At 61.0% G+C, this 22,182-nt stretch carries 21 protein-coding genes and 1 tRNA gene; 17 read left to right on the forward strand and 5 right to left on the reverse strand.

Translation table 11 applies throughout. The features are described from left to right. Positions 1-383: 383 nt before the first annotated feature. The 3 genes from Q0I19_RS10960 to dapF all read right to left on the reverse strand — a co-directional run bounded on the left by Q0I19_RS10960 (position 384) and on the right by dapF (position 2,913). Complete coding sequence (locus Q0I19_RS10960) at positions 384-794, reverse strand: pyridoxamine 5'-phosphate oxidase family protein (protein WP_294761238.1); 411 nt, start codon at positions 792-794, stop codon at positions 384-386. 16 nt (positions 795-810) lie between these two features. Next, positions 811-2,001 (reverse strand): LL-diaminopimelate aminotransferase, encoded by a 1,191-nt coding sequence (locus tag Q0I19_RS10965; protein ID WP_294761240.1) that lies wholly within the window; start codon positions 1,999-2,001, stop codon positions 811-813. Positions 2,002-2,079: 78 nt separating this feature from the next. Continuing rightward, on the reverse strand, positions 2,080-2,913 hold the full coding sequence (gene dapF, locus Q0I19_RS10970) for a diaminopimelate epimerase (protein WP_294761243.1): 834 nt from the start codon (positions 2,911-2,913) through the stop codon (positions 2,080-2,082). Positions 2,914-3,101: 188 nt separating this feature from the next. Here dapF and Q0I19_RS10975 point away from each other — a divergent pair, with 188 nt between their 5' ends. Then, positions 3,102-4,232 carry a 3D domain-containing protein gene (locus tag Q0I19_RS10975; protein WP_294761245.1) on the forward strand — a complete coding sequence of 377 codons (1,131 nt, stop codon included), beginning with the start codon at positions 3,102-3,104 and terminating at the stop codon, positions 4,230-4,232. Between the two features lie 93 nt (positions 4,233-4,325). Here Q0I19_RS10975 and Q0I19_RS10980 read toward each other — a convergent pair. After that, a tRNA-Val gene (locus tag Q0I19_RS10980) sits at positions 4,326-4,401 on the reverse strand. A 209-nt stretch (positions 4,402-4,610) separates the two neighbouring features. On the opposite strand from Q0I19_RS10980, the gene ruvC reads away from it, so the two are divergent. From ruvC to galE, 15 genes are all read left to right on the forward strand, one after another. Next, complete coding sequence (gene ruvC / locus Q0I19_RS10985; protein ID WP_294761247.1) at positions 4,611-5,108, forward strand: crossover junction endodeoxyribonuclease RuvC; 498 nt, start codon at positions 4,611-4,613, stop codon at positions 5,106-5,108. A gap of 32 nt (positions 5,109-5,140) precedes the next feature. Continuing rightward, positions 5,141-5,743, forward strand: coding sequence for a Holliday junction branch migration protein RuvA (gene ruvA / locus Q0I19_RS10990; RefSeq protein WP_294761249.1), 603 nt, complete (start codon positions 5,141-5,143; stop codon positions 5,741-5,743). A gap of 13 nt (positions 5,744-5,756) precedes the next feature. Then, on the forward strand, positions 5,757-6,809 hold the full coding sequence (ruvB, locus tag Q0I19_RS10995) for a Holliday junction branch migration DNA helicase RuvB (protein ID WP_294761251.1): 1,053 nt from the start codon (positions 5,757-5,759) through the stop codon (positions 6,807-6,809). 100 nt (positions 6,810-6,909) lie between these two features. Next, positions 6,910-8,274 (forward strand): phosphoglucosamine mutase, encoded by a 1,365-nt coding sequence (gene glmM / locus Q0I19_RS11000; RefSeq protein ID WP_294761253.1) that lies wholly within the window; start codon positions 6,910-6,912, stop codon positions 8,272-8,274. Positions 8,275-8,289: 15 nt separating this feature from the next. Beyond that, a complete protein-coding gene (locus tag Q0I19_RS11005) occupies positions 8,290-9,153 on the forward strand; it encodes a class I SAM-dependent methyltransferase (protein ID WP_294761257.1) in 864 nt (287 codons plus the stop codon). 4 nt (positions 9,154-9,157) lie between these two features. Beyond that, positions 9,158-10,000, forward strand: a complete 843-nt coding sequence (locus tag Q0I19_RS11010) for an energy-coupling factor transporter ATPase (protein WP_294761259.1) — start codon at positions 9,158-9,160, stop codon at positions 9,998-10,000. Between the two features lie 351 nt (positions 10,001-10,351). Continuing rightward, positions 10,352-11,230: an energy-coupling factor transporter ATPase gene (locus Q0I19_RS11015; RefSeq protein WP_294761262.1), complete on the forward strand. Its 879-nt coding sequence runs from the start codon at positions 10,352-10,354 to the stop codon at positions 11,228-11,230. Then, on the forward strand, positions 11,223-12,041 hold the full coding sequence (locus Q0I19_RS11020) for an energy-coupling factor transporter transmembrane component T (RefSeq protein WP_294761264.1): 819 nt from the start codon (positions 11,223-11,225) through the stop codon (positions 12,039-12,041). The genes Q0I19_RS11015 and Q0I19_RS11020 overlap by 8 nt, the downstream gene beginning before the upstream one ends. A 290-nt stretch (positions 12,042-12,331) precedes the next feature. Then, positions 12,332-13,075 (forward strand): tRNA pseudouridine(38-40) synthase TruA, encoded by a 744-nt coding sequence (truA, locus tag Q0I19_RS11025; RefSeq protein ID WP_294761265.1) that lies wholly within the window; start codon positions 12,332-12,334, stop codon positions 13,073-13,075. A gap of 27 nt (positions 13,076-13,102) precedes the next feature. Further along, positions 13,103-14,422 (forward strand): DUF5711 family protein, encoded by a 1,320-nt coding sequence (locus tag Q0I19_RS11030; RefSeq protein WP_294761267.1) that lies wholly within the window; start codon positions 13,103-13,105, stop codon positions 14,420-14,422. A 15-nt stretch (positions 14,423-14,437) separates the two neighbouring features. After that, positions 14,438-15,109, forward strand: a complete 672-nt coding sequence (locus Q0I19_RS11035; RefSeq protein ID WP_294761270.1) for a CvpA family protein — start codon at positions 14,438-14,440, stop codon at positions 15,107-15,109. Between the two features lie 158 nt (positions 15,110-15,267). Next, positions 15,268-17,574 (forward strand): ATP-dependent Clp protease ATP-binding subunit, encoded by a 2,307-nt coding sequence (locus Q0I19_RS11040; RefSeq protein ID WP_294761271.1) that lies wholly within the window; start codon positions 15,268-15,270, stop codon positions 17,572-17,574. 10 nt (positions 17,575-17,584) lie between these two features. Next, on the forward strand, positions 17,585-18,544 hold the full coding sequence (locus Q0I19_RS11045; RefSeq protein ID WP_294761272.1) for a hypothetical protein: 960 nt from the start codon (positions 17,585-17,587) through the stop codon (positions 18,542-18,544). A 21-nt stretch (positions 18,545-18,565) separates the two neighbouring features. Next, positions 18,566-19,453, forward strand: a complete 888-nt coding sequence (locus Q0I19_RS11050) for an AraC family transcriptional regulator (protein WP_294761275.1) — start codon at positions 18,566-18,568, stop codon at positions 19,451-19,453. A 110-nt stretch (positions 19,454-19,563) separates the two neighbouring features. Next, entirely contained in the window at positions 19,564-20,586 is a 1,023-nt protein-coding gene (galE, locus tag Q0I19_RS11055; RefSeq protein WP_294761278.1) for a UDP-glucose 4-epimerase GalE, read from the forward strand. A gap of 51 nt (positions 20,587-20,637) precedes the next feature. Here galE and Q0I19_RS11060 read toward each other — a convergent pair whose 3' ends face one another. Then, positions 20,638-21,411, reverse strand: coding sequence for an AraC family transcriptional regulator (locus Q0I19_RS11060; RefSeq protein WP_294761280.1), 774 nt, complete (start codon positions 21,409-21,411; stop codon positions 20,638-20,640). 121 nt (positions 21,412-21,532) lie between these two features. Between Q0I19_RS11060 and Q0I19_RS11065 the strand changes: the two genes are divergently transcribed. After that, the coding region (locus Q0I19_RS11065) for an ATP-binding cassette domain-containing protein (protein ID WP_296023757.1) at positions 21,533-22,182 on the forward strand (650 nt) is incomplete at its 3' end.

Here is a 22,182-nt window from a genome sequence, read left to right on the forward strand (position 1 = left end):
AATACCTTGCCGGACACGAAAACAGCAAAACAACTATGGACATCTATGCAAAAGTGAAGTACAATAAACCAGAGGAGTTGTTTGGGGTAGTAAATGGTGCGTTTCATCAGGCTATCGCTGAATGAAAAAAGGCGATTTTTTATGGTCCGCATACCGGATAACCGAGAAGCAGAAAGCCGGAAAAGCCCGGAATATCAAGGAAAAACAGCTCAAAAACTCGCGCAGTACGGCTTGAAGGCTGCTCGCCGCGCTCCCCAGTTCAGCAAGCGCTGATTTACCCCGTATTTATGCAGCAAAGCCCGGAACCGCAAGGTTCCGGGTTTTTTTGTGCGGCAAAAAGCCCCCGAAGGCGTGCTGCCTTCGGGGGCTGCTGATTTGTGCGGTTAATAGCTCATAATATCCTTAACTGCGCCCGACATCGAGAACAGCTTGGCGGACAGGTGGTCTAAGTATACAATGCCCAGCTTGTTGCCGGTTTCCTCGTTGTACAAATCGGCCAGCTGCGGCATGGCCTTGAAGGCGGCCTCCTGCGCGGCGGGGGTGTTGTCAAAGTTGGCGGTGCCCTGGATGCGCAGCCACTCGCCGCGGTCGTTGGCGGCGCAAATCTCCAGATTGGTGTTGTCCAGCAGCTGCTTATAGGCGGCCTTGTGTTTGCCGAGGGCGATGCACAGATAGCCGTTATACCACATCGCAAAGCCGATGGGACGCACGCGGGGCAGATACCCGTCTACCGTGGCGAGGTAAAAGGTGGGGTTTTCTTTCAAGAAATTCATGATTTCTTCGTTGGGTTGCATATGCTTTACCTCCTGTTTACAGTTTTGCCAAAGCGGCTTTTATGCGTTGGGCGGCCTCCTTGGTGCGGTCTGCGTCGCCAAAGGCGGTCAGGCGGAAATACCCCTGCCCGCAGGCGCCGAAACCTTCGCCGGGGGTGCCCACGACGTTGGCGTTCTCCAGCAGCCAGTCAAAAAATGCCCAGCTATCCATATTGTTGGGGCAGCGCAGCCAGATGTAGGGGCTGTTTTTGCCGCCGCAGTACCAGATGCCCATCTCGTCCAGCGCCTGTGCGATGACCGCCGCATTTCTGCGGTAGTAGTCCAGGTTTTCGCGGATCTCGCGCATACCCTCCGGCGTAAAGACGGCGGCGGCACCGCGCTGCACCACATAAGCAACGCCGTTGAACTTGGTCGTCTGGCGGCGCAGCCACATCTTGTTCAGGCTCAAATCGCCCTGGCGGATGGCCTGCGGCACGATGGTGTAGCCGCAGCGGGTGCCGGTAAAGCCGGCAATTTTGGAGAAGCTGCACACCTCAACGGCAACCTCCTTGGCGCCCTCGACCTCATAGATGCTGCGCGCCAGGCCCGGCTCGGTGACAAAGCACTCATAGGCGGCGTCAAACAAAATCAGTGCGTCGTTTGCCTTGGCCCAGTTGACCCACGCCTTCAGCTGCTCCACGGTGTAGGTGGCGCCGGTGGGGTTGTTGGGGCTGCACAGGTAGACGATGTCCGCGTGGGGCACCGCGTCCGGCATGGGCAGGAAGTTGTTTTCGGCGTTGGCGGGCATGTACAAAATTTTGCGTCCTGCCATCACGTTGTCGTCCACATACACGGGGTAGACGGGGTCGGGCACCAGCACGGTGTTGTCCTGGCTGAACAGGTCCAGCAGGTTGCCCAAATCGCTTTTGGCACCGTCCGAAATAAAAATCTCCGACAGATCCAGCGTCACGTCGTGGTCGGCGTAGTAATCGCGGATGGCCTCGCGCAGAAAGCCGTAGCCCTGCTCGCTGGGAATATATCCGTGGAAGGTCTCTTTATGTGCCTGTTCCTCGACGGCTTCGTGCATGGCCTTGGTGACAGAGGCGGCCAGCGGCAGCGTGACGTCACCGATGCCCAGGCGGATGATATCGGCCTGCGGGTGTGCCTGCTGGTAGTCGGCCACCTTGTGGGCGATGGTGCTGAAAAGATAACTTTCGTTCAGCTCTGCATAATGCGGATTGAGTTGCATATTCTTCCCCCTTATACTACCTTACTATATACCTAATTTACCACAACTTGCCCTTATATGCAATGGGAAAACGAAAAATTATACGTCCACCTCGCCGCTAAAAACCGTCACGGCCTCGCCGGTCAGCTGCACGGTGTCGTCGGGGGAGATACACACGGTCAAAACGCCGCCCGGCAGCTGTACCTCAATGGGGGTGCAGCGTCGGCAGACCCCCTGCAGGACCATTGCCGCAGCCGCCGCACAGGCCCCTGTGCCGCAGGCCAGCGTGGCCCCGCTGCCGCGCTCCCACACGCTGACCGAAAGGCACGCCGGGCTGACGGTATGCACAAATTCGACGTTGGCACCGCACAAAAACGCAGGATGCTCCGCCAACGCCGCGCCGCGGCGCGCCAGCTGGGCAGCGGTGGGCAGGCCGTCGGGGCAGGGGACAACGCAGTGCGGGTTGCCGATGCTGATGCACAGTACCTGCCAGCTGCGCTCGGCTGCGCAAAGCTCGGCCCTGCCTGTCTTGGCACCCGGCAGGGCGGGGGCAAACAGCGAAAACCGCCCCATGTCCGCCTGCCAGCGCCCGGCACCCACACGGCGCAAAATGCGCTGCCCGGCGTGCGGGGTGTCGATTTTCAGTACCGCGCGGTGCAGCCCGTGGTTGTATAAATATTCAGCTACGCAGCGCACGCCGTTGCCGCACATGATGCCCTCGGTGCCGTCGGCATTGAACATCCGCATACAGGCATCGCCCTCCGGCAGCACGGGCGGGCAGATGCACACCAGCCCGTCCGCGCCCACGCCGTAATGCGGGCGGGACAGTGCTGCGCTCAGGGCTGCCGCATGGGGCAGGCAGCCGGTTTTGCGGCAATCCACAAACAGATAATCGTTGCCCGCGCCCTGCATTTTGGTAAAAAACAGCTTCATGGGCACACCTCCTTGCCGCATGATATGCGGGAAAATGCGGTACAATACCGCCAAATAAACGGGCAATTTATGGGTAAAACTGTCAAAAACTTACGTCTTTTGGCGAAAAACTTGCATTTCATCGAAAAATGTGCTACCCTTATACACCGAAAGAACACCCTGCGCACAGCGCAGATCAAAGGAGAACTATGGCTTTATCCGTTAAGACAAAAGAAACGATCCGCCGCCGCATGGCGGAGCTGCTGCCCAAATGGGGCAGTGTGGCCGCCTGCACCGCCGTGCTGGGGCTGTGCATCGCGTACACCGGCGGGTCGGTGCATCTGGTGACCATCCACGATTCCCGCGCGGGCAGTGAGCGTATCCTGGCCTCCACCGACGACGTGCCCGCCCTTTTGCGCCGCGTCAAGATGCAGCCGTTGGCCGAGTACGACGTCACGGTCTGGAGCGAGACGCCCGACGGCGAGGAGCTGCAGGTGCTGCGCGGCTATACGACCGAAGTCACAGCCGACGGCGTGACGCAGCAGGTCGTCACCACGGGGGAGACGCCCGCCGAAATCCTGACGCGCCTGGGCATTGACTTTGACGAGGACGACAGCATTACCCCCGCCGCCGATGAGATCCTGCCTGAGGGCGAGAACATCACCCTGCAGCGCATCGAATATGTGGAGTACACGGTGGACGAGACCGTGACGGCCCCGGTGGAGGAAATTGCCACCAGCCTGTTTTACCGCAAGCCCGAAACCACGCTGACCCTGCGTGACGGCGTGGACGGCTGCGACCGCGTGACCTACCGCGAGGTCTGGGTGGATGGCGAGTGGACGGCCACCGACGTCATAAACCGTGAAACGCTGGCCGAGACGGTCGGCAGCATCGTCAAGGTCTACGGCGAGAAGGCGGCGGTATCGTCCTTTCAGGGGCCGGAAATCGTAGACGGCGTACCTGCGGCCGGCGTCAAGGAAGTGTACGAAAGCAAGCGCAGCACGGCGTACTCGGCCTCACCGACGGCCAAAGGCTCCGGCGGACGCCGCCTTACCTACGGCACCGTGGCGGTGGACCCCAGCGTCATCCCCTACGGCACGCTGATGTACATAACCAGCGATGACGGCAGCTTTGTGTACGGCTACGCCTACGCCGCCGACACCGGCGCCGCCATGCGCGAGGGCCGTGTGTTTGTGGACCTGTACTACGAAAGCTATGAGGAATCGGTAAAAAGCGCGGTCATTCCCGTGACGGTGTACATTATCGATGACGAAACGGCGGCGCAGTACAAGGAGATCAACGACGCCATTCTGGAAGCGGACACCGTATACGGCAAATAAAACAGACAAAGGCCGAGGGCTGGCAAGCCCTCGGCCTTATATTTGCGGTACAAAAAACAAAGAAAAAGACCCGAAACCGAAGTTTCGGGTCTTTGGTGCGCGGTACAGGACTCGAACCTGTGACCTCCTGCACGTCAAGCAGATGCTCTACCAGCTGAGCTAACCGCGCATTTGTTTGTGTCGCTGTCGGCGACGTGTATTATAATACCAGATGATTCAGGAAATGTCAACAGCTTTTTTCAAATTTTTTCGGTTTTTTTCAAAAAACTTTTTCGGCGGCAAAAATCGGCGCACAGGGGTCGTCTGCGCAGTTTTTTCTAGACGTGCAGGAATTTTTGTGGTATACTGTATCTGTATTACTATGGAGAGGTGCAGGTCATGCGGGTTTTGGGTATCGACCCCGGTTACGCCATTGTGGGCTGGGGGGTCATTGAATATGTCGGCAATCGGTTTGCCCCGTTGGGGTACGGTGCCGTCATCACCGAGAAGGACACCCCGTTTGAGCAGCGCCTGGCGGAAATCTACGACGGCGTGCTGGACATCTGCCGCCGCTATAAGCCGGAGGCACTCTCCATCGAAAAGCTGTACTACCAGCACAACCAGACCACCGTCATCGGCGTGGCCGAGGCGCGCGGGGTCATTCTGCTGGCGGCAGCGCAGTGCGGCATCCCTATTTACGAGTACACCCCCATGCAGGTCAAGCAGGCCATTACCGGCTACGGCAAGGCCGTGAAAAAGCAGATTCAGGAGATGACCCGCATGATGCTGCATCTGGAAAGCATCCCCAAGCCGGACGACACCGCCGACGCCCTGGGCATGGCGATCGCGCACTGCCATTGCAGCCGCAGCCGCCTGATGGGCACACCCGTGCGCTGAGGAACCCTCCCATTTACTATAGAGGTAATAAGATGATCTACTGTCTGACAGGAAAAATCATAAAAAAATCGCTGGACGCCGTGGTCATCAGCTGCGGCGGCGTGGGCTACTGGGTGCAGATCCCTGCCACCACCGGCGAAAGTCTGCCCGCCCCCGGGCAGGAGGGCACCGTTTACACTGTGATGAACGTGACCGAAAACGATGTTTCGCTCTACGGCTTTGCCACGCTGGAACAGCGCGACTGCTTTAAGATGCTGACTGCCGTTTCCGGCGTGGGTCCCAAGGCGGGGCTGTCCATCTTATCGGTGATGAGCCCCGAAAAGGTCGCGCTGGCGGCGTCCAGCGGTGACCACAAGGCGTTTACCAAGGCCAGCGGCGTCGGCCCCAAGCTGGCACAGCGCATTACGCTGGAACTCAAGGATAAGGTCGGCAAGGGTCTGGCCGAGGGCACCGGCTTTGCGGGGGACTTCGCCGCCCCCACGCCCAGCTCGGCACCCGCACAGGCGGTGGCTGCGCTGGTCAGCTTGGGCTACAGCCCCAGCGATGCCGCCGCTGCTGTGGCCCGCGTGGACGAAACGCTGCCCGTGCAGGAAATTATCAAAGTGGCGCTGCGCAGCCTGTCCCGCGCAAGATGAGAGAGGGTAGAGAATGAATCAGGAATATACCGTAGACCCCAGCCGGCTGGTCAGCCCCGACGCAAGCCCCGCCGATGCGGAGGAAAACAGCCTTCGCCCCAAAACGCTGGAGGACTATGTGGGCCAGACCAAGGCCAAGGGCAACCTGCGGGTCTACCTGCGGGCAGCCCAGCAGCGCGGCGAGCCGATGGACCATGTCCTGCTGTACGGCCCGCCGGGACTGGGCAAAACCACGCTGGCAGGCATTGTGGCGCAGGAGATGGGCGTGCAGATCCGCATCACCTCCGGCCCTGCCATCGAAAAGCCCGGCGACCTGGCCGCCCTGCTGACCAACCTGCAGGAGGGCGACGTGCTGTTTATCGATGAAATTCATCGCCTGTCCCGCCAGGTGGAGGAGGTCTTGTACCCCGCGCTGGAGGACTACGCGCTGGATATTATGATCGGCAAGGGTCCCAGCGCCCAGAGCATCCGCATCAACCTGCCGCGCTTTACGCTGATCGGTGCCACCACCCGCGCCGGGCAGCTGACGGGGCCTTTGCGTGACCGCTTTGGCATTTTGCTGAAGCTGGAGCCGTACAGTCCGCAGGAGCTGGGGCAGATCATCACCCGCAGCGCGGGCATTCTGGGAATCCCCATCACCGAGGAAGGTGCGCTGGAACTGGCGCGCTGCGCCCGCGGTACGCCGCGTATCGCCAACCGTCTGCTCAAGCGCGTGCGCGACTTTGCCACCGTGCAGGGGGACGGCACCATCGACAAGGAGACCGCCGTCGAGGCGCGCCGCTGGATGGACATTGACGAGCTGGGTCTGGATGAACTGGACCGCAGCCTGATGCGCGCCATCATTGAGATGTACAACGGCGGGCCGGTGGGGCTGGAAACGCTGGCGGCGGCGCTGGGCGAGGAAAGCGTGACGTTGGAGGACATCTGCGAGCCGTACCTGATGCAGATGGGTATGCTGACGCGCACCCCGCGCGGACGCTGCGTGACCCGCCTGGCCTACGAGCACCTGCACATGGCGGTGCCGCGGCGGTTCGATGATATCGACGGGCAGCAGACGATGTTTTAAGATAAAACAGGGTATAAATTCAAAATCAAATCCCTGTTTTTCATAGATTGCGATGTAACCACCAAATCATAGAGTTGCAGTACGAAAGGATGATTGTATTATGGGTAAACTTTTTGGTACCGACGGTGTCCGCGGCGTTGCGGGCAAGGATTTGACCTGTGAACTGTCGCTGCAGATCGGCCGCGGCATGGCAGCCGTGCTGACCAAGCTGGACGGTCACCGCCCCAAGATCCTCATCGGCAAGGACACCCGCGTTTCCGGCGATATGCTGGAATCCACGCTGGCTGCCGGCCTGTGCAGCGTCGGCGCGGACGTTGTGCTGCTGGGCGTCATCCCCACCCCCGGCGTTGCCTACCTTGTGCGCAAGTATAAGGCTGACGCAGGCATTATGATCTCCGCCTCCCACAACCCGATGGAATTCAACGGCATCAAGATCTTCAAGGGCGACGGCTACAAGCTGCCCGACGAGGTGGAAAACCAGATCGAGGCCCATGTCTTTAACAACTGCGCCGATATCCGTCTGGCCGAGGGTGCCGACATCGGCCGTATCCACACCTGCACCACCGCTGTGGCGGACTATGTGGAGTTCCTGCGTCAGCACATCGATGCCGACCTCTCCGGCCTGAAGGTCCTGTTTGACTGCGCCAACGGTGCTTCCGCCAACGTGGCCAAGCAGCTGTTCCCCGCCCTTGGCTGCGAGTGCGGCTTTATGGGCATGGAGCAGGACGGTGTGTCGGTCAACGACGGCTGCGGCTCCACCCATCTGGAAGCATTGGAGGCTGCCGTCAAGGCGGGCGGCTACGACTGCGGCATTGCCTTTGACGGCGACGCCGACCGCTGCCTGGGCTGCGACGAGAACGGTGCCGAGATGGACGGCGATAAGATCATCGCCCTGGTCGGCGCTGACATGAAGGAGCGCGGCCGCTTGGACGGCAACACCGCCGTGGTCACCGTTATGTCCAACCTGGGCTTCATGAAGTACATGGAATCCATCGGCATCCGCACCGCCCGCACCGCCGTGGGTGACCGCTATGTTCTGGAAGAAATGCGCGCCAGCGGCTATGCCATCGGCGGAGAGCAGAGCGGCCACGTTATCTTCCTGCACCACTCCACCACCGGTGACGGCGAGCTGACCGCCGGCAAGCTGCTGAAGGTTTTGGCACGCAAAAAGGCGGAAAACGGCGCCAAGATGAGCGACCTCAACGCCGTGTATACCAAGTACCCGCAGGTGCTCATCAACCTGGTGGCCAACAAGGAGCAGAAGCAGGCCTATAAAGAGGACGAGTACATTGCCGGCTATATCGAGAGCCAGCAGCAGAACCTGATGGGCATGGGCCGCGTGCTGGTGCGCGTTTCCGGCACCGAGCCGAAGATCCGCGTCATGGTTGAGGGCCAGGACCAGGAGGCCATTCAGGCCAGCGCCGAGCGCATTGCCGAAATGATCAAACAACGTATTCTGAAATAAAAAGGAGAACCGCCTATGCGCCCCGCCGATACATGGCAGGATTACGAACTGCTGGATGCCACCAACCACAACCGTCTGGAACGCTGGGGCAGCACGCTGCTGATCCGTCCCGACCCGCAGGTCATCTGGAAAAACGACGAAACCAGCCCCCTGTGGGCCAAGGCGGACGCCGTGTACTACCGCTCCGCCAAGGGCGGCGGACAGTGGAACTACCACAAAAAGCTGCCGCAAAAATGGAATATCCGCTGGGGCGACCTGACGCTGATCGTCAGCCCCACGGGCTTTAAGCACACCGGCGTTTTCCCCGAACAGGCGGTAAACTGGGCGTGGTATCAGGAAAAGATCCGCGCCGCCGGGCGTCCCATCCGGGTGCTGAACCTGTTCGGCTACACGGGCGGTGCCACGCTGGCGTGCCTTGCGGCGGGCGCATCGGTCACCCATGTGGACGCCAGCAAGGGCATGGTGGCCTGGGCGCGGGAAAACGCCGCCGCCAGCAAGCTGGCAGACCGCCCCTGCCGCTGGATCGTGGACGACTGCGTCAAGTTTGTGCAGCGCGAGCTGCGCCGCGGCAGCCGCTACGACGCCGTCATCATGGACCCGCCCAGCTACGGGCGCGGCCCCGGGGGCGAGATCTGGAAGCTGGAGGATAACGTCTACGACCTGATCACCCTTACGGAACAGGTTTTAAGCGATGACCCGCTGTTTTTTGCCATCAACTCCTACACCGAGGGGTTAAGCCCCGCCGTGATGGAGTATATTGTCAAGACGACGCTTTGCCCCGTCAAGGGCGGCTACACCCACTGTGACGAGATCGGCTTGCCGGTTTCCGCCACGGGCGGTGTGGTGCCCTGCGGTGCAACCGCCGTCTGGGAGAAGTGAAACTATGCCGAATGAAAACCCTATGCTGCGCGTGCAGGACGTAAAATTCCGCTATGACCCCGAACAGCCCCGCTATGCGGTGGACGGTGTTTCGATGGAGATACGCCGCGGCGAATTTGTGGCGGTGCTGGGCGCGAACGGCTGCGGCAAAAGCACCCTGGCCAAGCATTTCAACGCCATTTTGCTGCCCGAAACCGGCACCGTGCTGGTGGAGGATATGGACACCCGCAGCGAGGAGCATCTCTACGATGTCCGCCAGAAGGTGGGCATGGTGTTCCAGAACCCCGACAACCAGATCGTTGCCACCATCGTGGAGGAGGACGTCGCCTTTGCGCCGGAAAACCTGGGTGTGCCGCCGGCGGAGATCCGCACCCGCATCGACGAGGCCATGAAGCTGGCCGGTATCTACGAAAAGCGCGAAGCAGCGCCGTATAAGCTGTCCGGCGGGCAAAAGCAGCGCGTCGCCATTGCGGGCGTCATCGCCATGCGCCCCGACTGCCTGGTTTTGGACGAGGCTACGGCCATGCTGGACCCCCACGGCCGCGCGCAGGTCATGCGCACGATCCGCCAGCTGCGCGAGGCGGGCATCACCATTGTGTCCATCACCCATTATATGGAGGAGGCTGCCCAGGCCGACCGCGTTCTGGTCATGAGCCGCGGCCGCATCGTCATGGAGGGCACGCCCGAACAGGTGTTCAGCCAGACACAAAGGCTGCACAGCTACCATCTGGACGTACCCCAGGCCGCCGAGCTGCGGGACGAGCTGGCCAAGGTGGGCATTGAGCTGCCCAAGGAGGTCATCACGCCCGAAGCCTGCGCGGAGGAATTGTATAAAATTTTGAAGTGAAGCGGCAAGCCGGAAAAGAGAGCTGCTCAAATAAGAAATAATAAATAAGAAATAAGAAAAAAGGTGGAGTTTTGCCTGACGGCAAAACAAAAGCGGTGATGGCTGACCGCAGGATTTTGCAAATGCCAAAGGGAAATGAGCAAAGCGGACACCGGCAGCACAGCGGAGGAACCGCCGAGTTCTGTAAAATGTGCCCGCGCGGCGGGCACACCACATTTATTATTTATTCTTTATTATTTGTATATCTCGCATTCCCTGTATATCCGCAATTTGCATTTTATTTCCTATCGAGGGCAAAAACGACACCCCGCCCGCGCGGGGGTTGTATTTTGCGGGAAAGGACAAAACACAGTGTCACACATCATTGAAGTTCAAAACCTGACTTACGTCTATAACCCCGGTATGCCGGACGCCGTCACCGCGCTGGATAACATCTCCTTCAGCGTGGAGGAGGGCGATTTTGTGGGCATCATCGGCTCCACGGGCAGCGGCAAATCCACGCTGATCAGCCACTTTAACGGCATCAACCGCCCCACCTCCGGCAAGGTGCTGGTGGACGGCAAGGATATGTGGCAGCAGGGCGCCGACCTGCGCAGCTTCCGCTTTATGGTGGGGCTGGTCATGCAGTATCCCGAATACCAGCTGTTTGAGGAAACCTGCGCCAAGGATATCGCCTACGGCCCGCGCAATATGGGCCTGAGCGAGGCGGAGATCGAGCAGCGCGTCAAGGAGGCCGCCGCCTTTGTCGGCCTCAGCGAGGAGCTGCTGCAAAAAAGCCCGTTTGAGCTTTCGGGCGGGCAAAAGCGCCGTGTCGCCATTGCGGGCGTCATGGCCATGCGCCCCCGCGTGCTCGTGCTGGACGAACCGGCCGCCGGGTTGGACCCCGAAGGGCGCGACACCATTTTAAGCCAAATCAAGGAGTACCACGAAAAAACCGGCATCACGGTGCTGCTGGTCAGCCATTCGATGGAGGATATCGCCAAGTACGCCAACCGCGTGCTGGTGCTCAACCATGCGGGCATCGCCATGTACGACACCGTCGAGAACGTCTTTGCCCGCGCGCAGGAGCTGCTGGAGCTGGGGCTTTCGGTGCCGCAGGTCACCCAGATCTTTCTGCGGCTGCGGCAGATGGGGCTGGACATCCACACCGATGTCTACACCATCCCTTACGCCGTAAAAACCATACGCAAGGCGCTGGCGGCCAAGCAGGGAGGTGCGCAGGATGCTTAAAGATATCACCATCGGGCAGCATTTCCCCGGCAACTCGGTGCTGCACCGCTGCGACCCCCGCTTAAAGCTGGTGGCGACCATCGCTTACATCGTCGCGCTGTTTGTTGCGCCCAACCCGCTGGGTCTGGCGCTGTCCATCGCACTGCTGGCGGTGCTGTATAGGGTGGCCAAAATCCCCGGCCGCATGATTTTGAAAAGCCTCAAGCCCATCGTGCCCATCATCCTGTTTACCTCGGTGCTGAACCTGTTTTTCGTCACGGGGCAGGGGGAGCCGCTGGTGCATTTCTGGTTCATCAATATTTATGTCGAGGGCATCAAGTACGCCATTCTGCTGTCGGTGCGCGTCTGCGCCCTGATTGCGGGCACCAGCCTTTTGACCTACACGACCAGCCCCATTGTGCTGACCGACGCCATCGAAAGCCTGCTGCGCCCGCTTGCCAAGGTGCATTTCCCTGTGCATGAGCTGGCGATGATGATGACCATTGCGCTGCGGTTTATCCCGACCCTGATCGAGGAAACCGAAAAAATCATGAACGCGCAGAAGGCCCGTGGCGCCATGCTGGATACAGGTACCTTCAGCCAGCGCATCAAGGCGCTGGTGCCGATTTTGATCCCGCTGTTTATCTCGGCGTTCCGCCGTGCCGACGAGCTGGCCATGGCGATGGAGTGCCGCTGCTACCACGGCGGCGAGGGCCGCACCCGCTTGAAACAGCTGAAATTCACCGCCGAGGACACCCGCTGCGCCGTGATCATCACGGTGCTGCTGGTGTGCATCTGCCTGACCCGCCTGTTTGTGCCGGGTCTGGCGTGAACTTTAGAGTTGAGAGTGGAGAGCTTAGAGTTGAGATAAGGAATCGCCGCTGCGCGGCAATGTTTCCGACTATCAATAAACTCAAAGGGGCGATTGCAAACTTTTGGCTGGTTTGTAGGGAACGGTCTTGACCGTTCCGTGCAGCCTAATCAACAGTACAATGTACCGTGAAATTGCGCGCCATTCGGCGCGATTTTATGCGCTGCGCGCAGCCAGCGGTGCGGCGCGGTCAAGACACGCGCCCTACATTACTACCCGCAAAAGGTCTTTTTTGACAAACCGGTATTTCTATGACATATTTACTCTGGATCGCCTACAAGGGCACGAATTATGCGGGCTTTCAGGTGCAGCCCAACGCGCTGACCGTCTGCGAGGTGCTGCAAAATGCCATGCAGGCGGTGCTGGGCTGCCGCCCCGATGTCAAGGGCTGCTCCCGCACCGACGCGGGGGTACACGCCCGCCGCTTTGCCCTGAGCTTTTCCTATGACGGAAAAGTCCCCGCACAAAAGATGGTGCAGGCGTTCAACGCCCACCTGCCGCCGGATATCCGCGCGCTGGAAATCAGCGAAGTGCCGCCGGATTTTCACGCCCGGTACGCCGCCCACGCCAAGACCTACTGCTACTATATCCGCAACGCCCGCATAGAGGACCCCTTCACCTACGACACCTGCGCCCGCGTACCCCAACCGTTGGACGTTGCCGCCATGCAGGCGGCTGCCGCGCAGTTTGTGGGTACGCACGATTTTCTGGCGCTGTGCGCCTCCGGGTCGGGGGCGGCGGCCCACGGCGACACCGTGCGCACCATCACACGCTGCACCGTGCAAAAACAGGGCGATACGGTCGTCATTACCGTGACGGCGGACGGGTACCTGTACAATATGGTGCGCATTTTGGCGGGCACCTTGGTGGAGGCGGGGCTGCACAAGCGCACGGCGGATTCCGTTTTGCCGCTGCTGCAAAGCCGCGACCGCAGGCAGGCAGGCCAGACCCTGCCCGCCAAGGGACTTTTTTTGGAGGACGTGGCCTATCTGTAATTTTCAAACGAAAGGGGGCGCAGCCCTGTGAACAAAGCCGATCGGGAACGCCTGGAACGCCGCAAGCGTATGCTGGCGCGCGAACAGGGCAGCCTGCCCGATGCCATCCCCGGCACAAGCGGGGATATCGGCCTGCGCACCCCCAAACCCATCAAACGCCGTGCGGCTGCCGATGCCAAGCAGCCCCCGGCGGAAAATGTCAAGCCGCTGGAACCGCTGTATAAGCAGCGCCAGCGCCGCCGCATGGCGTTTGTTACGGTGGTAATTGTCGTATTGGCGCTGCTTTTGGCGGGGCTTACCGGCACGTTGTCGGCGTCCATCGCCCTGCTGGCAGACTCTGTGGACAGTGCCAAGCTGTACCTGAACCGTTCCGGCGGGGGCTGGCCGGTCAACACCGGCATCAGCGACCCTTTGCAGGTCGAGGAACTGTCGGGCGGCTTTGTGGAGCTGGGCAGCAGCGACGCCGTCGTCTACTCGCCCTACGGCGTCAAGTCGTTTGCCATGCAGCCCGGCTATGCGCGCCCCGTGCTGGCAGTGGGCGGCACACATTTTGCCGTGTACAACCGCGCCGGCAACGAGCTTACCGTGGCCAGCCGCACGGCCAAGCTGTACACCCAAACCTTTGACGACAGCATTTTGCTGTGCGCCATGTCCAACAACAACTCGCTGGCGGTCGTAACGGAATTTTCGCGCTATACCGCGCTGCTGCGGGTGTATGATGCCTCCATGCACCAGACATACAGCTGGAAAACCACCCAAACCCAGGGCACGCCCATTGCGGTGGATTTCTCGCCCGACAACCGCCGCTTTGCCGTGGGGACCCTCGCTGCGCGGCAGGGGCAGCTGCAATGCGGCATATACTTTATGGACACCGCCTCCGAGGAGGAGGGCGTTGCCTACAAGGCCAGCCAGGGCAGTATGCTGTTGAAGCTGGACTGGCAGACCGAAAGCCGCGCCGTGGCCGTGTTCGACAGCTACATCGCCGTGCTGGACCCGCGCACCGGCGCAGAGGTCTACCGCTACGATTTTGGCGGTGCAACGCTGCAAAGTGCCGCGCCGGGCCGCCGCCAGACCGCCCTTTTGCTGAATATCCGCGGCGGCAACAGCCTGGTCACGCTGGACGACAGCCTGACCCCCATGGCGGAGATCCCCGCCCGACAGGCGTACGGCATTTCCGCCACCGACACCGACATCTACCTGCTGTGTGCGGGCGAGGTCGAGTGCTACGGCTATGACGGTGTGCGCAAATGGACGCGCAGCGACCTGTCCTCCCGCCCGCTGGCGGTCATCAACGCGCGGGAAACGCTGGTGTTTACGGGTACCCGCGCCGAGATCCTGCACGAATAAGAAAGAAGATAACCCATGGAAAGTATGCCTTACATCTACGATATTTTGTTTTTGGCCGTCTTTGCGGTGGCCGCTGTCTGCAGCTGGCGCAAGGGCTTTCTGGCAGGTCTGGCGGAGCTGGCGGGTACGCTGTTCAGCGCTGCCGCCGCTATGGTCGGCAGCCGCACGCTGGCCCCGCAGTTTTATGACTGGTTCGTCCGCGAGGCCGTGACCGAAAAGGTCCAACAGGCCGTCACCGAGACCGGCACCGGGCTGGACGGCACCCTGCAGGGGCTGGAATTTCTGCCCGATACTCTGCGCGAAACGCTCAGCGGCCTGGTCGATACCGCCGGCAGCGGCCTGACCGACCAGATCGGTGCGCTGCTGGAGCCTGTCATTCTGCCGCTGGTGCAGGTGCTGGTGTTTGTGGTGCTCTGCCTGATGCTGCGCGTTGTGGTGGCCGTTCTGGTCAAGTTGCTGCGCCTGGTCAATGTAGTGCCGCTGGTGGGCGGGCTGAACCGCCTGCTGGGGCTTGCGCTGGGGCTTTGCACCGGCGCGGTGGACTGCTGGCTGCTGGCGATGTTCCTGTGGTTTTTGGCTTGCTTTGCGGGCGGCCGCATGGAATTTTTGCAGCTTTCGGTGCTGAACCAAAGCACCGCCTACCGCATCTTTGGGGCATTCAACCCCTTTGTGCCCACGGTGGGGTAAGCGGTGTACCGTAAATAATTTCTGAACTTTTGGCCCCGCCCCTTGCAAAATGGGCGGGGTTGTTCAATAATGTGTATAAGGGCAACTGCCCTTTCCTCCGCCCCTTTGGCGGAACGACCCGCCCGGCGGGTCCATTCACAGCATAGAGGTGAAGTACAATGCTTTGTGTCAAATGTAAAAAACGCCCTGCCGTTGTTTTTATCCAACGTATGCAGGACGGCAAGCCTACGCAGGAGGGCTACTGCCTGACCTGCGCCAAAGAAATGCACATCCAGCCGGTGGACGACCTGATGAAACAGTTCGGTATGTCCGACCAGGATCTTGAAAATATGGAGGAGCGTCTGGGCAGCTTCCTGCAGGAGGCCGCCGAATCCGGCGCACTTTCGCCCCTGATGGGCGGCGCGATGGAGGACGCCCCCGACGAGGACGACCCGCAGGAGGATTTTGTCCCCGGCGGCAGCCCGGTGTTCCCCTTTGGCTTCGGTGCGCGCAAGCAGGACGACGCCAAGGGCAAAGGCAAAAAAGAAAAAGCGCCCCGCCGCAAATTTTTGGAGACCTACTGCGAAAACCTGACCCAAAAGGCACGGGACGGCAAGACCGACCGCATCATCGGCCGCGACCGCGAAATCTACCGCACCATCCAGATCTTGTGCCGCCGCCAGAAAAACAACCCCTGCCTGATCGGTGAGGCCGGTGTCGGCAAGACCGCCATCGCCGAGGGCATCGCCCAGCGCATTGCCGAGGGGCAGGTGCCTGCCCGCCTGCGCGACAAGGAAATCTACCTGCTGGACATGACGGCGCTTATCGCCGGCACGCAGTTCCGCGGCCAGTTCGAGCAGCGCGTCAAGGGGCTGATCAGCGAGGTCAAGGCTGCCGGCAACATCATCTTGTTCATTGACGAGATCCATTCCATCGTCGGCGCGGGCGACTCGGACGGTGCCATGAACGCCGCCAACATCATGAAACCCGCGCTCTCCCGCGGGCAGATGCAGGTCATCGGCGCAACCACCTTTGCCGAGTACCGCAAGTATATCGAAAAAGATTCCGCGCTGGAACGCCGTTTTCAGCCCGTCAAGGTGGAAGAACCCTCCATTTTGGAGGCCATCGAGGTCATCAAGGGTGTGCGCGTCTACTACGAAAAGCACCACTGCGTGCGCGTGCCCGACCCGATGGTGACCGCCATCGTCAAGCTGTCGGAGCGTTATATCACCGACCGTTTTCTGCCCGACAAGGCCATCGACCTGCTGGACGAGGCCTGCGCCTGCTGCAGCCTGCGCCACCCCGAAATCACCGAGCTGGCCGAGACCCAGAAGGCCGTAGCCGAGCTGGAAGCCCGCGAGCATGAGCTGGAAAACCCCGAACAGGAGCCGGGCAAGGAAGGTGCCATCGACTACGAGGCACTGGCTGCCGTTAAAACCGATTTGGCGAAGCAGCGCGAAAAACTGCCCGCGCTGGAGCTGCGCGTGGCGGAGATCGAGGTCACGATGGACGATGTGGCGCAGGTCGTCGAGCTGTGGACGGGTGTGCCCGCCGTAAAAATCAAGGAGACCGAGTACGGTCGTCTGCTGGGGCTGGAGGACGCGCTGAAAAGCCACGTCATCGGTCAGGACGAAGCCGTCCACGCCGTGGCGGGTGCCATCAAGCGCGCCCGCGCCGACCTGTCCGGCCGCCACCGCCCCGCCAGCTTTATCTTTGTCGGCCCCACCGGCGTCGGCAAGACTGAACTGGTCAAGCAGCTGGCCGCCCAGCTGTTTGACACCGTGGACCCGCTGATTGCCATTGATATGAGTGAATATATGGAAAAGTACGCCGTATCGCGTCTTATCGGTTCGCCTCCGGGCTATGTCGGCTACGAGGAGGCCGGCCAGCTGACCGAGAAGGTTCGCCGCCACCCGTACAGCGTTGTGCTGTTTGACGAGATCGAGAAGGCGCACCCCGATGTGATGAACATCCTGCTGCAAATTCTGGACGAGGGCAAGATCAACGACGCACAGGGCCGCACGGTGGATTTCTCCAACACGGTCATCTGCATGACTTCCAACGCAGGCTCCACCGACCGCAGCGGCGCAACCGGCTTCGGCAAGACCGCCGAAACCGCTGCCGCCGACAAGAGCATGAAGGCCCTGCAGGAGTTCCTGCGCCCCGAATTCATCGGCCGCGTGGACGAGATCATCACCTTCCGCCCGCTGAGCGAGAGCGACCTGGAAAAAATCGCCGCCCTCATGCTGGACGAATACAAGCCCGGCCTGCAGGCGCACAGCATCACCCTGCAGTACGACCAACCCGCGCTGGTCGCCATTGTGGCCGAAAGCTCGGCCCGTTACGGCGCGCGTGAGCTGCGCCGCACCATCCGCAAAGCCGTCGAGGACCCTGTGTCCGAAGCACTGGTCGAGGGCCGCCTCGGCACCGCAGCGACCACGGTCACCCTGACCGCCCGCGACGGCAAACCCGTATTGGAATGGTAACGATACGACTATGAAACACTACCAACGCTTGGCGGCACTGCTGCTGGCTGTGCTGCTTTTGTGCGGCTGTATGCCGAAAATTCAGCGGGAATACAGGACCGATATGCCCTTTGTGCAGACCCCTGCCCCCACGCAGACCCCTGCCGCAGGGCATGGCACCGCCGAGCAGCGCTACGGCAGCGTCAAGCTGCTGACACAGCCGACGGTGCTGGTCAGTGTGTTCCTGAACGCTCCCGACTGTGACCCCTGGACCGAGTCCGAGCGCAGCGATGCCCTGGCGCGGGTGGATACCGCACTGGACTGGCTGGCCGGGCAGGGGAGCGGCTATGGCGTAAAAACCATGCTGTGCCATGCCGACGGCGGCTGCTACACGCTGAAAAACACCGTGTCGGGCGGCGAGCAAAGCGAGGAAAGCGATGACCTGCTGGGGGAGCTGGACGCCCTGAGCAAGCGCATCGACACAGACGCCCTGCGGGCAGAATACGGAACATCCAACGTAGGTATGCTGTATTTCCTGCCTGTGGGCGGCACCTCCTTTGCCATGGTGCACTATGCCGATTTGGGCGAGCAATATTATTATGAGTATGCCTGCCTGTACCGCTATGACGCGTACAGCGCTGACGCAGAGCCGGAAAACCCCGCCACCTACGCCCACGAGATACTGCACCTGTTCGGCGCGCCCGATCTGTACGAGGGCAGCACCGACGCTTTTGTGGACGATGCGCTGCTGGCTTACATAGAGCGCAGCTGCCCCAACGATATCATGCACAGCACCTACGATGCCGACGGCACCAGCCGCCTGCAGGATATCAGCCAGGTTATCTCGCCGCTGACCGCCTACTGTGTCGGCCTGGCCGATACCTGCCCCGAGCTTGCTATGTTCCCCGCCCTGGCGGACGTGACGCCGGGGGTGTTCGGCAGCGGGGCAGAACCCGAACCGGACGAGCTGCCCGGTGCCGTGGCGGCCTGACGCCGGAAAGGAAAATGCCCTATGGATGAGCTTTTTCTGCTGCGGGTAGAGCAGCTTATTGCGGCAAGCAGCACCGAATACCGCGCCGATACCGAGCTGCCCGCCGCGCCCCATGCGGGGTGGGTGCTGGTCTACCTGCACAGCGGCAATATTGAGGAACGCTGCGATGACCGCCGTATTCTGCTGCATCCGGGCGCGCTGCTGCTGCACCCGCCCGGCGAGGTCAGTGGTATGCGCACGGTGGGCGGTGTGCCGCCTGAGGTGCTGCGTGTGGAATTTGTCTGCACGGGCGAGGCCGCCGAGCATATGCACGGCTTTGTGACCCATGCCGAGCCGGGCGAGCAGCGGGACGTGCGTTACCTGATGCAAAGGATCCCCGCGCTGTTTGACGCCGACGACCCCACCCGCCTGCAGCAGGACCTCGCCCTGGGCGAGGTGCAGCAGATGGTGCTGCGGTTGGAGGATCTGCTGATTTTGGTGACCCGCCGCGGCCGCCAGCCCCGCCGACAATCCGCCGTGCGCCTGCAGCGCGAGCGCCGTCAGAACGCCCTGGTCGAGGCGGCCCGCACCTATTTTGCCGAAAACCTGCGCAGCGAGCTGCATATCGGGGAGCTGTGCGAGGCATTGGGCTGCAGCCGTGCGCAGCTGCAGCAGGCGTTCCGCGCCCGCACCCGCAGCACCGCAGGGGCGGAGTTTACCGCCATGCGGCTGGACTACGCCGCCCAGCTTCTGGCGCGCGGGGCACTGCCCGGCGAGGTCGCCGCAGAAATGGGCTATTGTTCGGGCGCGCATTTCAGCAAAAAATTCCGCGAGGCCACCGGCAACACCCCCGCCGAGTACCGCCGCCAGCAGATGTATCTGACATCGCGGCGGCAAAACAGGCAACAAAAAGATATGGACCCACTGTAAACGGCTATTGACGAAACAGCCCCAACAAAGTAGAATAAGGGTAGTAAGGGGCGGCTGCATCGGCAGCTGCCTGCAACATAAGGCAATACATTGTAAAAGGAGAGTTTGTTATGGCAATTTTGGTTAGCGGCGGTGCCGGCTACATCGGCAGCCATACCTGTATCGAATTGTTGGCCGCAGGCTACGACATCGTTGTGGCGGATAACTACTACAACTCCTGCCCCAAGGCTTTGGAGCGCGTCAAGCAGATTTCCGGCAAGGATTTCCGCTTTGTCGAGGCTGACATGACCGACAAGGCCGCTGTCGAAAAGATTTTTGCCGAAAACAGCGACATTGACTGCGTTATCCAGTTCGCCGCCTATAAGGCTGTGGGCGAAAGCGTGTCCAAGCCTATCGAGTATTACTCCAACAACCTGACCACCACGCTGAACATTCTGGACGTGATGCGGCACCACAACTGCCACAACATCATCTTCTCCTCCTCCGCCACCGTTTACGGCGACCCCGCCAGTGTGCCCATCCGCGAGGATTTCCCCGTCGGCGGCACCACCAACCCCTACGGCACCACCAAGGTGTTCAGCGAGCGCATCCTGACCGATTGCTGCAAGGCTGACCCCGAGTTGAACGTCGCCCTGCTGCGCTACTTCAACCCCATCGGTGCGCATCCCTCCGGCCTGATCGGTGAGGACCCCAACGGCATCCCCAACAACCTCGTTCCCTACATCGCCAAGGTGGCTGTCGGTAAATTGAAGGAAGTCCATGTTTTTGGCAACGACTATCCCACCCCCGACGGCACCGGTGTGCGTGACTACATCCACGTTGTCGACCTGGCCCGCGGCCACGTTGCCGCCGTGCACAAGCTGGAAGAAAAGCCCGGCCTGTTCATCTGCAACCTGGGCACCGGCCACGGCTACAGCGTGCTGGACGTCATCCATGCCTTCAGCAAGGCCTGCGGCAAGGAGCTGCCCTACGTCATCGACCCCCGCCGCCCCGGCGACATTGCCGAGTGCTGGTGCGACCCCAGTAAGGCCAAGCGCGAGCTGGGCTGGGAGGCACAGTACGGCATCGACGAGATGTGCCGCGACAGCTGGAACTGGCAGAGCCACAACCCCGACGGCTATAAGACCGTGTAATTTCGCATAAAACAACAAGAACGGCATCCTGCGGGATGCCGTTCTTTCCTTTTATACAAACATTTCCTCGCTGCGGGGCGGCAATTTGGGAATGACGCGGCGGGGTGCGGCTGCGGCGCGCCAGGCGGCGGGGGAGACACCGACCTCCCGCTTGAACACGCGGCACAGGTAGTTGGCGCCCGAAAACCCTGTCAGCCCGGCGATGGTCTCCAGATTGTACTCGTCGCTCAGCAGCAGGGATTTGACGGCTTCTATGCGTATGTTCGTCAGATATTTGCCCGGCGGCACGCCGATCTCCTGCTTGAACACCCGCACCAGGTGGCTCTTGGTCACGCCCAGCTGCTCGCTCAATTCCTCAACGCCGTACAGCGCCATATAGTTCTGGCGGATCGCCGTCATCGCCTCGGCCACCAGCGGCGGCAGCGGGCGGGCCGTCTCGTCCGCCTTGGCGACGGCGCACAAAACGCCGTAGGCCACCGGCGCGGCGGGGGCACTGTGCATCTGTGCCAGCAGTTCGGCTGCACCGGGGCAGGCGGCACCGTCCGCCCAGCGGGCAGCGCCCAGGCTCAGCAGGCAGGTGTCGGCACACTGCCCTGTCAGGCGCACCGCCACCAGATGGCAGTCGCCGCAGGGGGTCAGCAGCAGGGGGGAAGCACCCAGCAGAATATCGCCGCTTTGCCCCGCACGTTCGTTTTCGTTCAACAGGCACCCCCCGCGCGACAAGACCCCCACCCAAAGCCCTGCGCCGGTCAGCGTTTTCGGCGTTTTGCCGTCCAGCTCGGCAATTTCCGCCGCCGTGCAAAAAGATTCTGCATCAAATATCAATTTCCACACTCCAATATCAATAAAATGCTATTTTCAAATGTATTATAACCTGATATTATAATGATGTCAAGTAAATCAACCCCGCTTGCGGGTTCTTACACAATTACGGAGGTAATGCATCATGGCTTCTATCAGCTGCCGTCACGTCAAGAAAGTTTACCCCGGCAACGTCGTTGCCGTTCCCGATTTCAGCCTGGAGATCGCCGATAAGGAATTTATCGTTTTCGTCGGCCCCTCCGGCTGCGGCAAGTCCACCACCCTGCGTATGATCGCCGGCCTGGAAGAAATTTCCGGCGGTGAGATGTACATCGGCGACCGTCTGATCAACGACGTCCCCCCGAAGGACCGCGACATCGCCATGGTGTTCCAGAACTACGCTCTGTACCCCCATATGACCGTTTACAAGAACATGGCTTTCGGTCTGGAACTGCGCAAGATGCCCAAGGACGAGATCGACAAGCGCGTTCGTGAGGCTGCCAAGGTTCTGGAGATCGAGCACCTGCTCGACCGTAAGCCCAAGGCTCTGTCCGGTGGTCAGCGTCAGCGTGTTGCCCTGGGCCGCGCCATGGTTCGTAACCCGGCCGTCTTCCTGCTCGACGAGCCTCTGTCCAACCTGGACGCCAAGCTGCGTACCAGCATGCGTACCGAGATCATCAAGCTGCACAAGAAGCTGGCTACCACCTTCATCTACGTTACCCATGACCAGACCGAGGCCATGACCATGGGCGACCGCATCGTCGTCATGAAGGACGGCCTGATCCAGCAGGTCGA

The organism is uncultured Gemmiger sp., assembly GCF_934561205.1.
GTDB lineage: Bacteria > Bacillota > Clostridia > Oscillospirales > Ruminococcaceae > Gemmiger.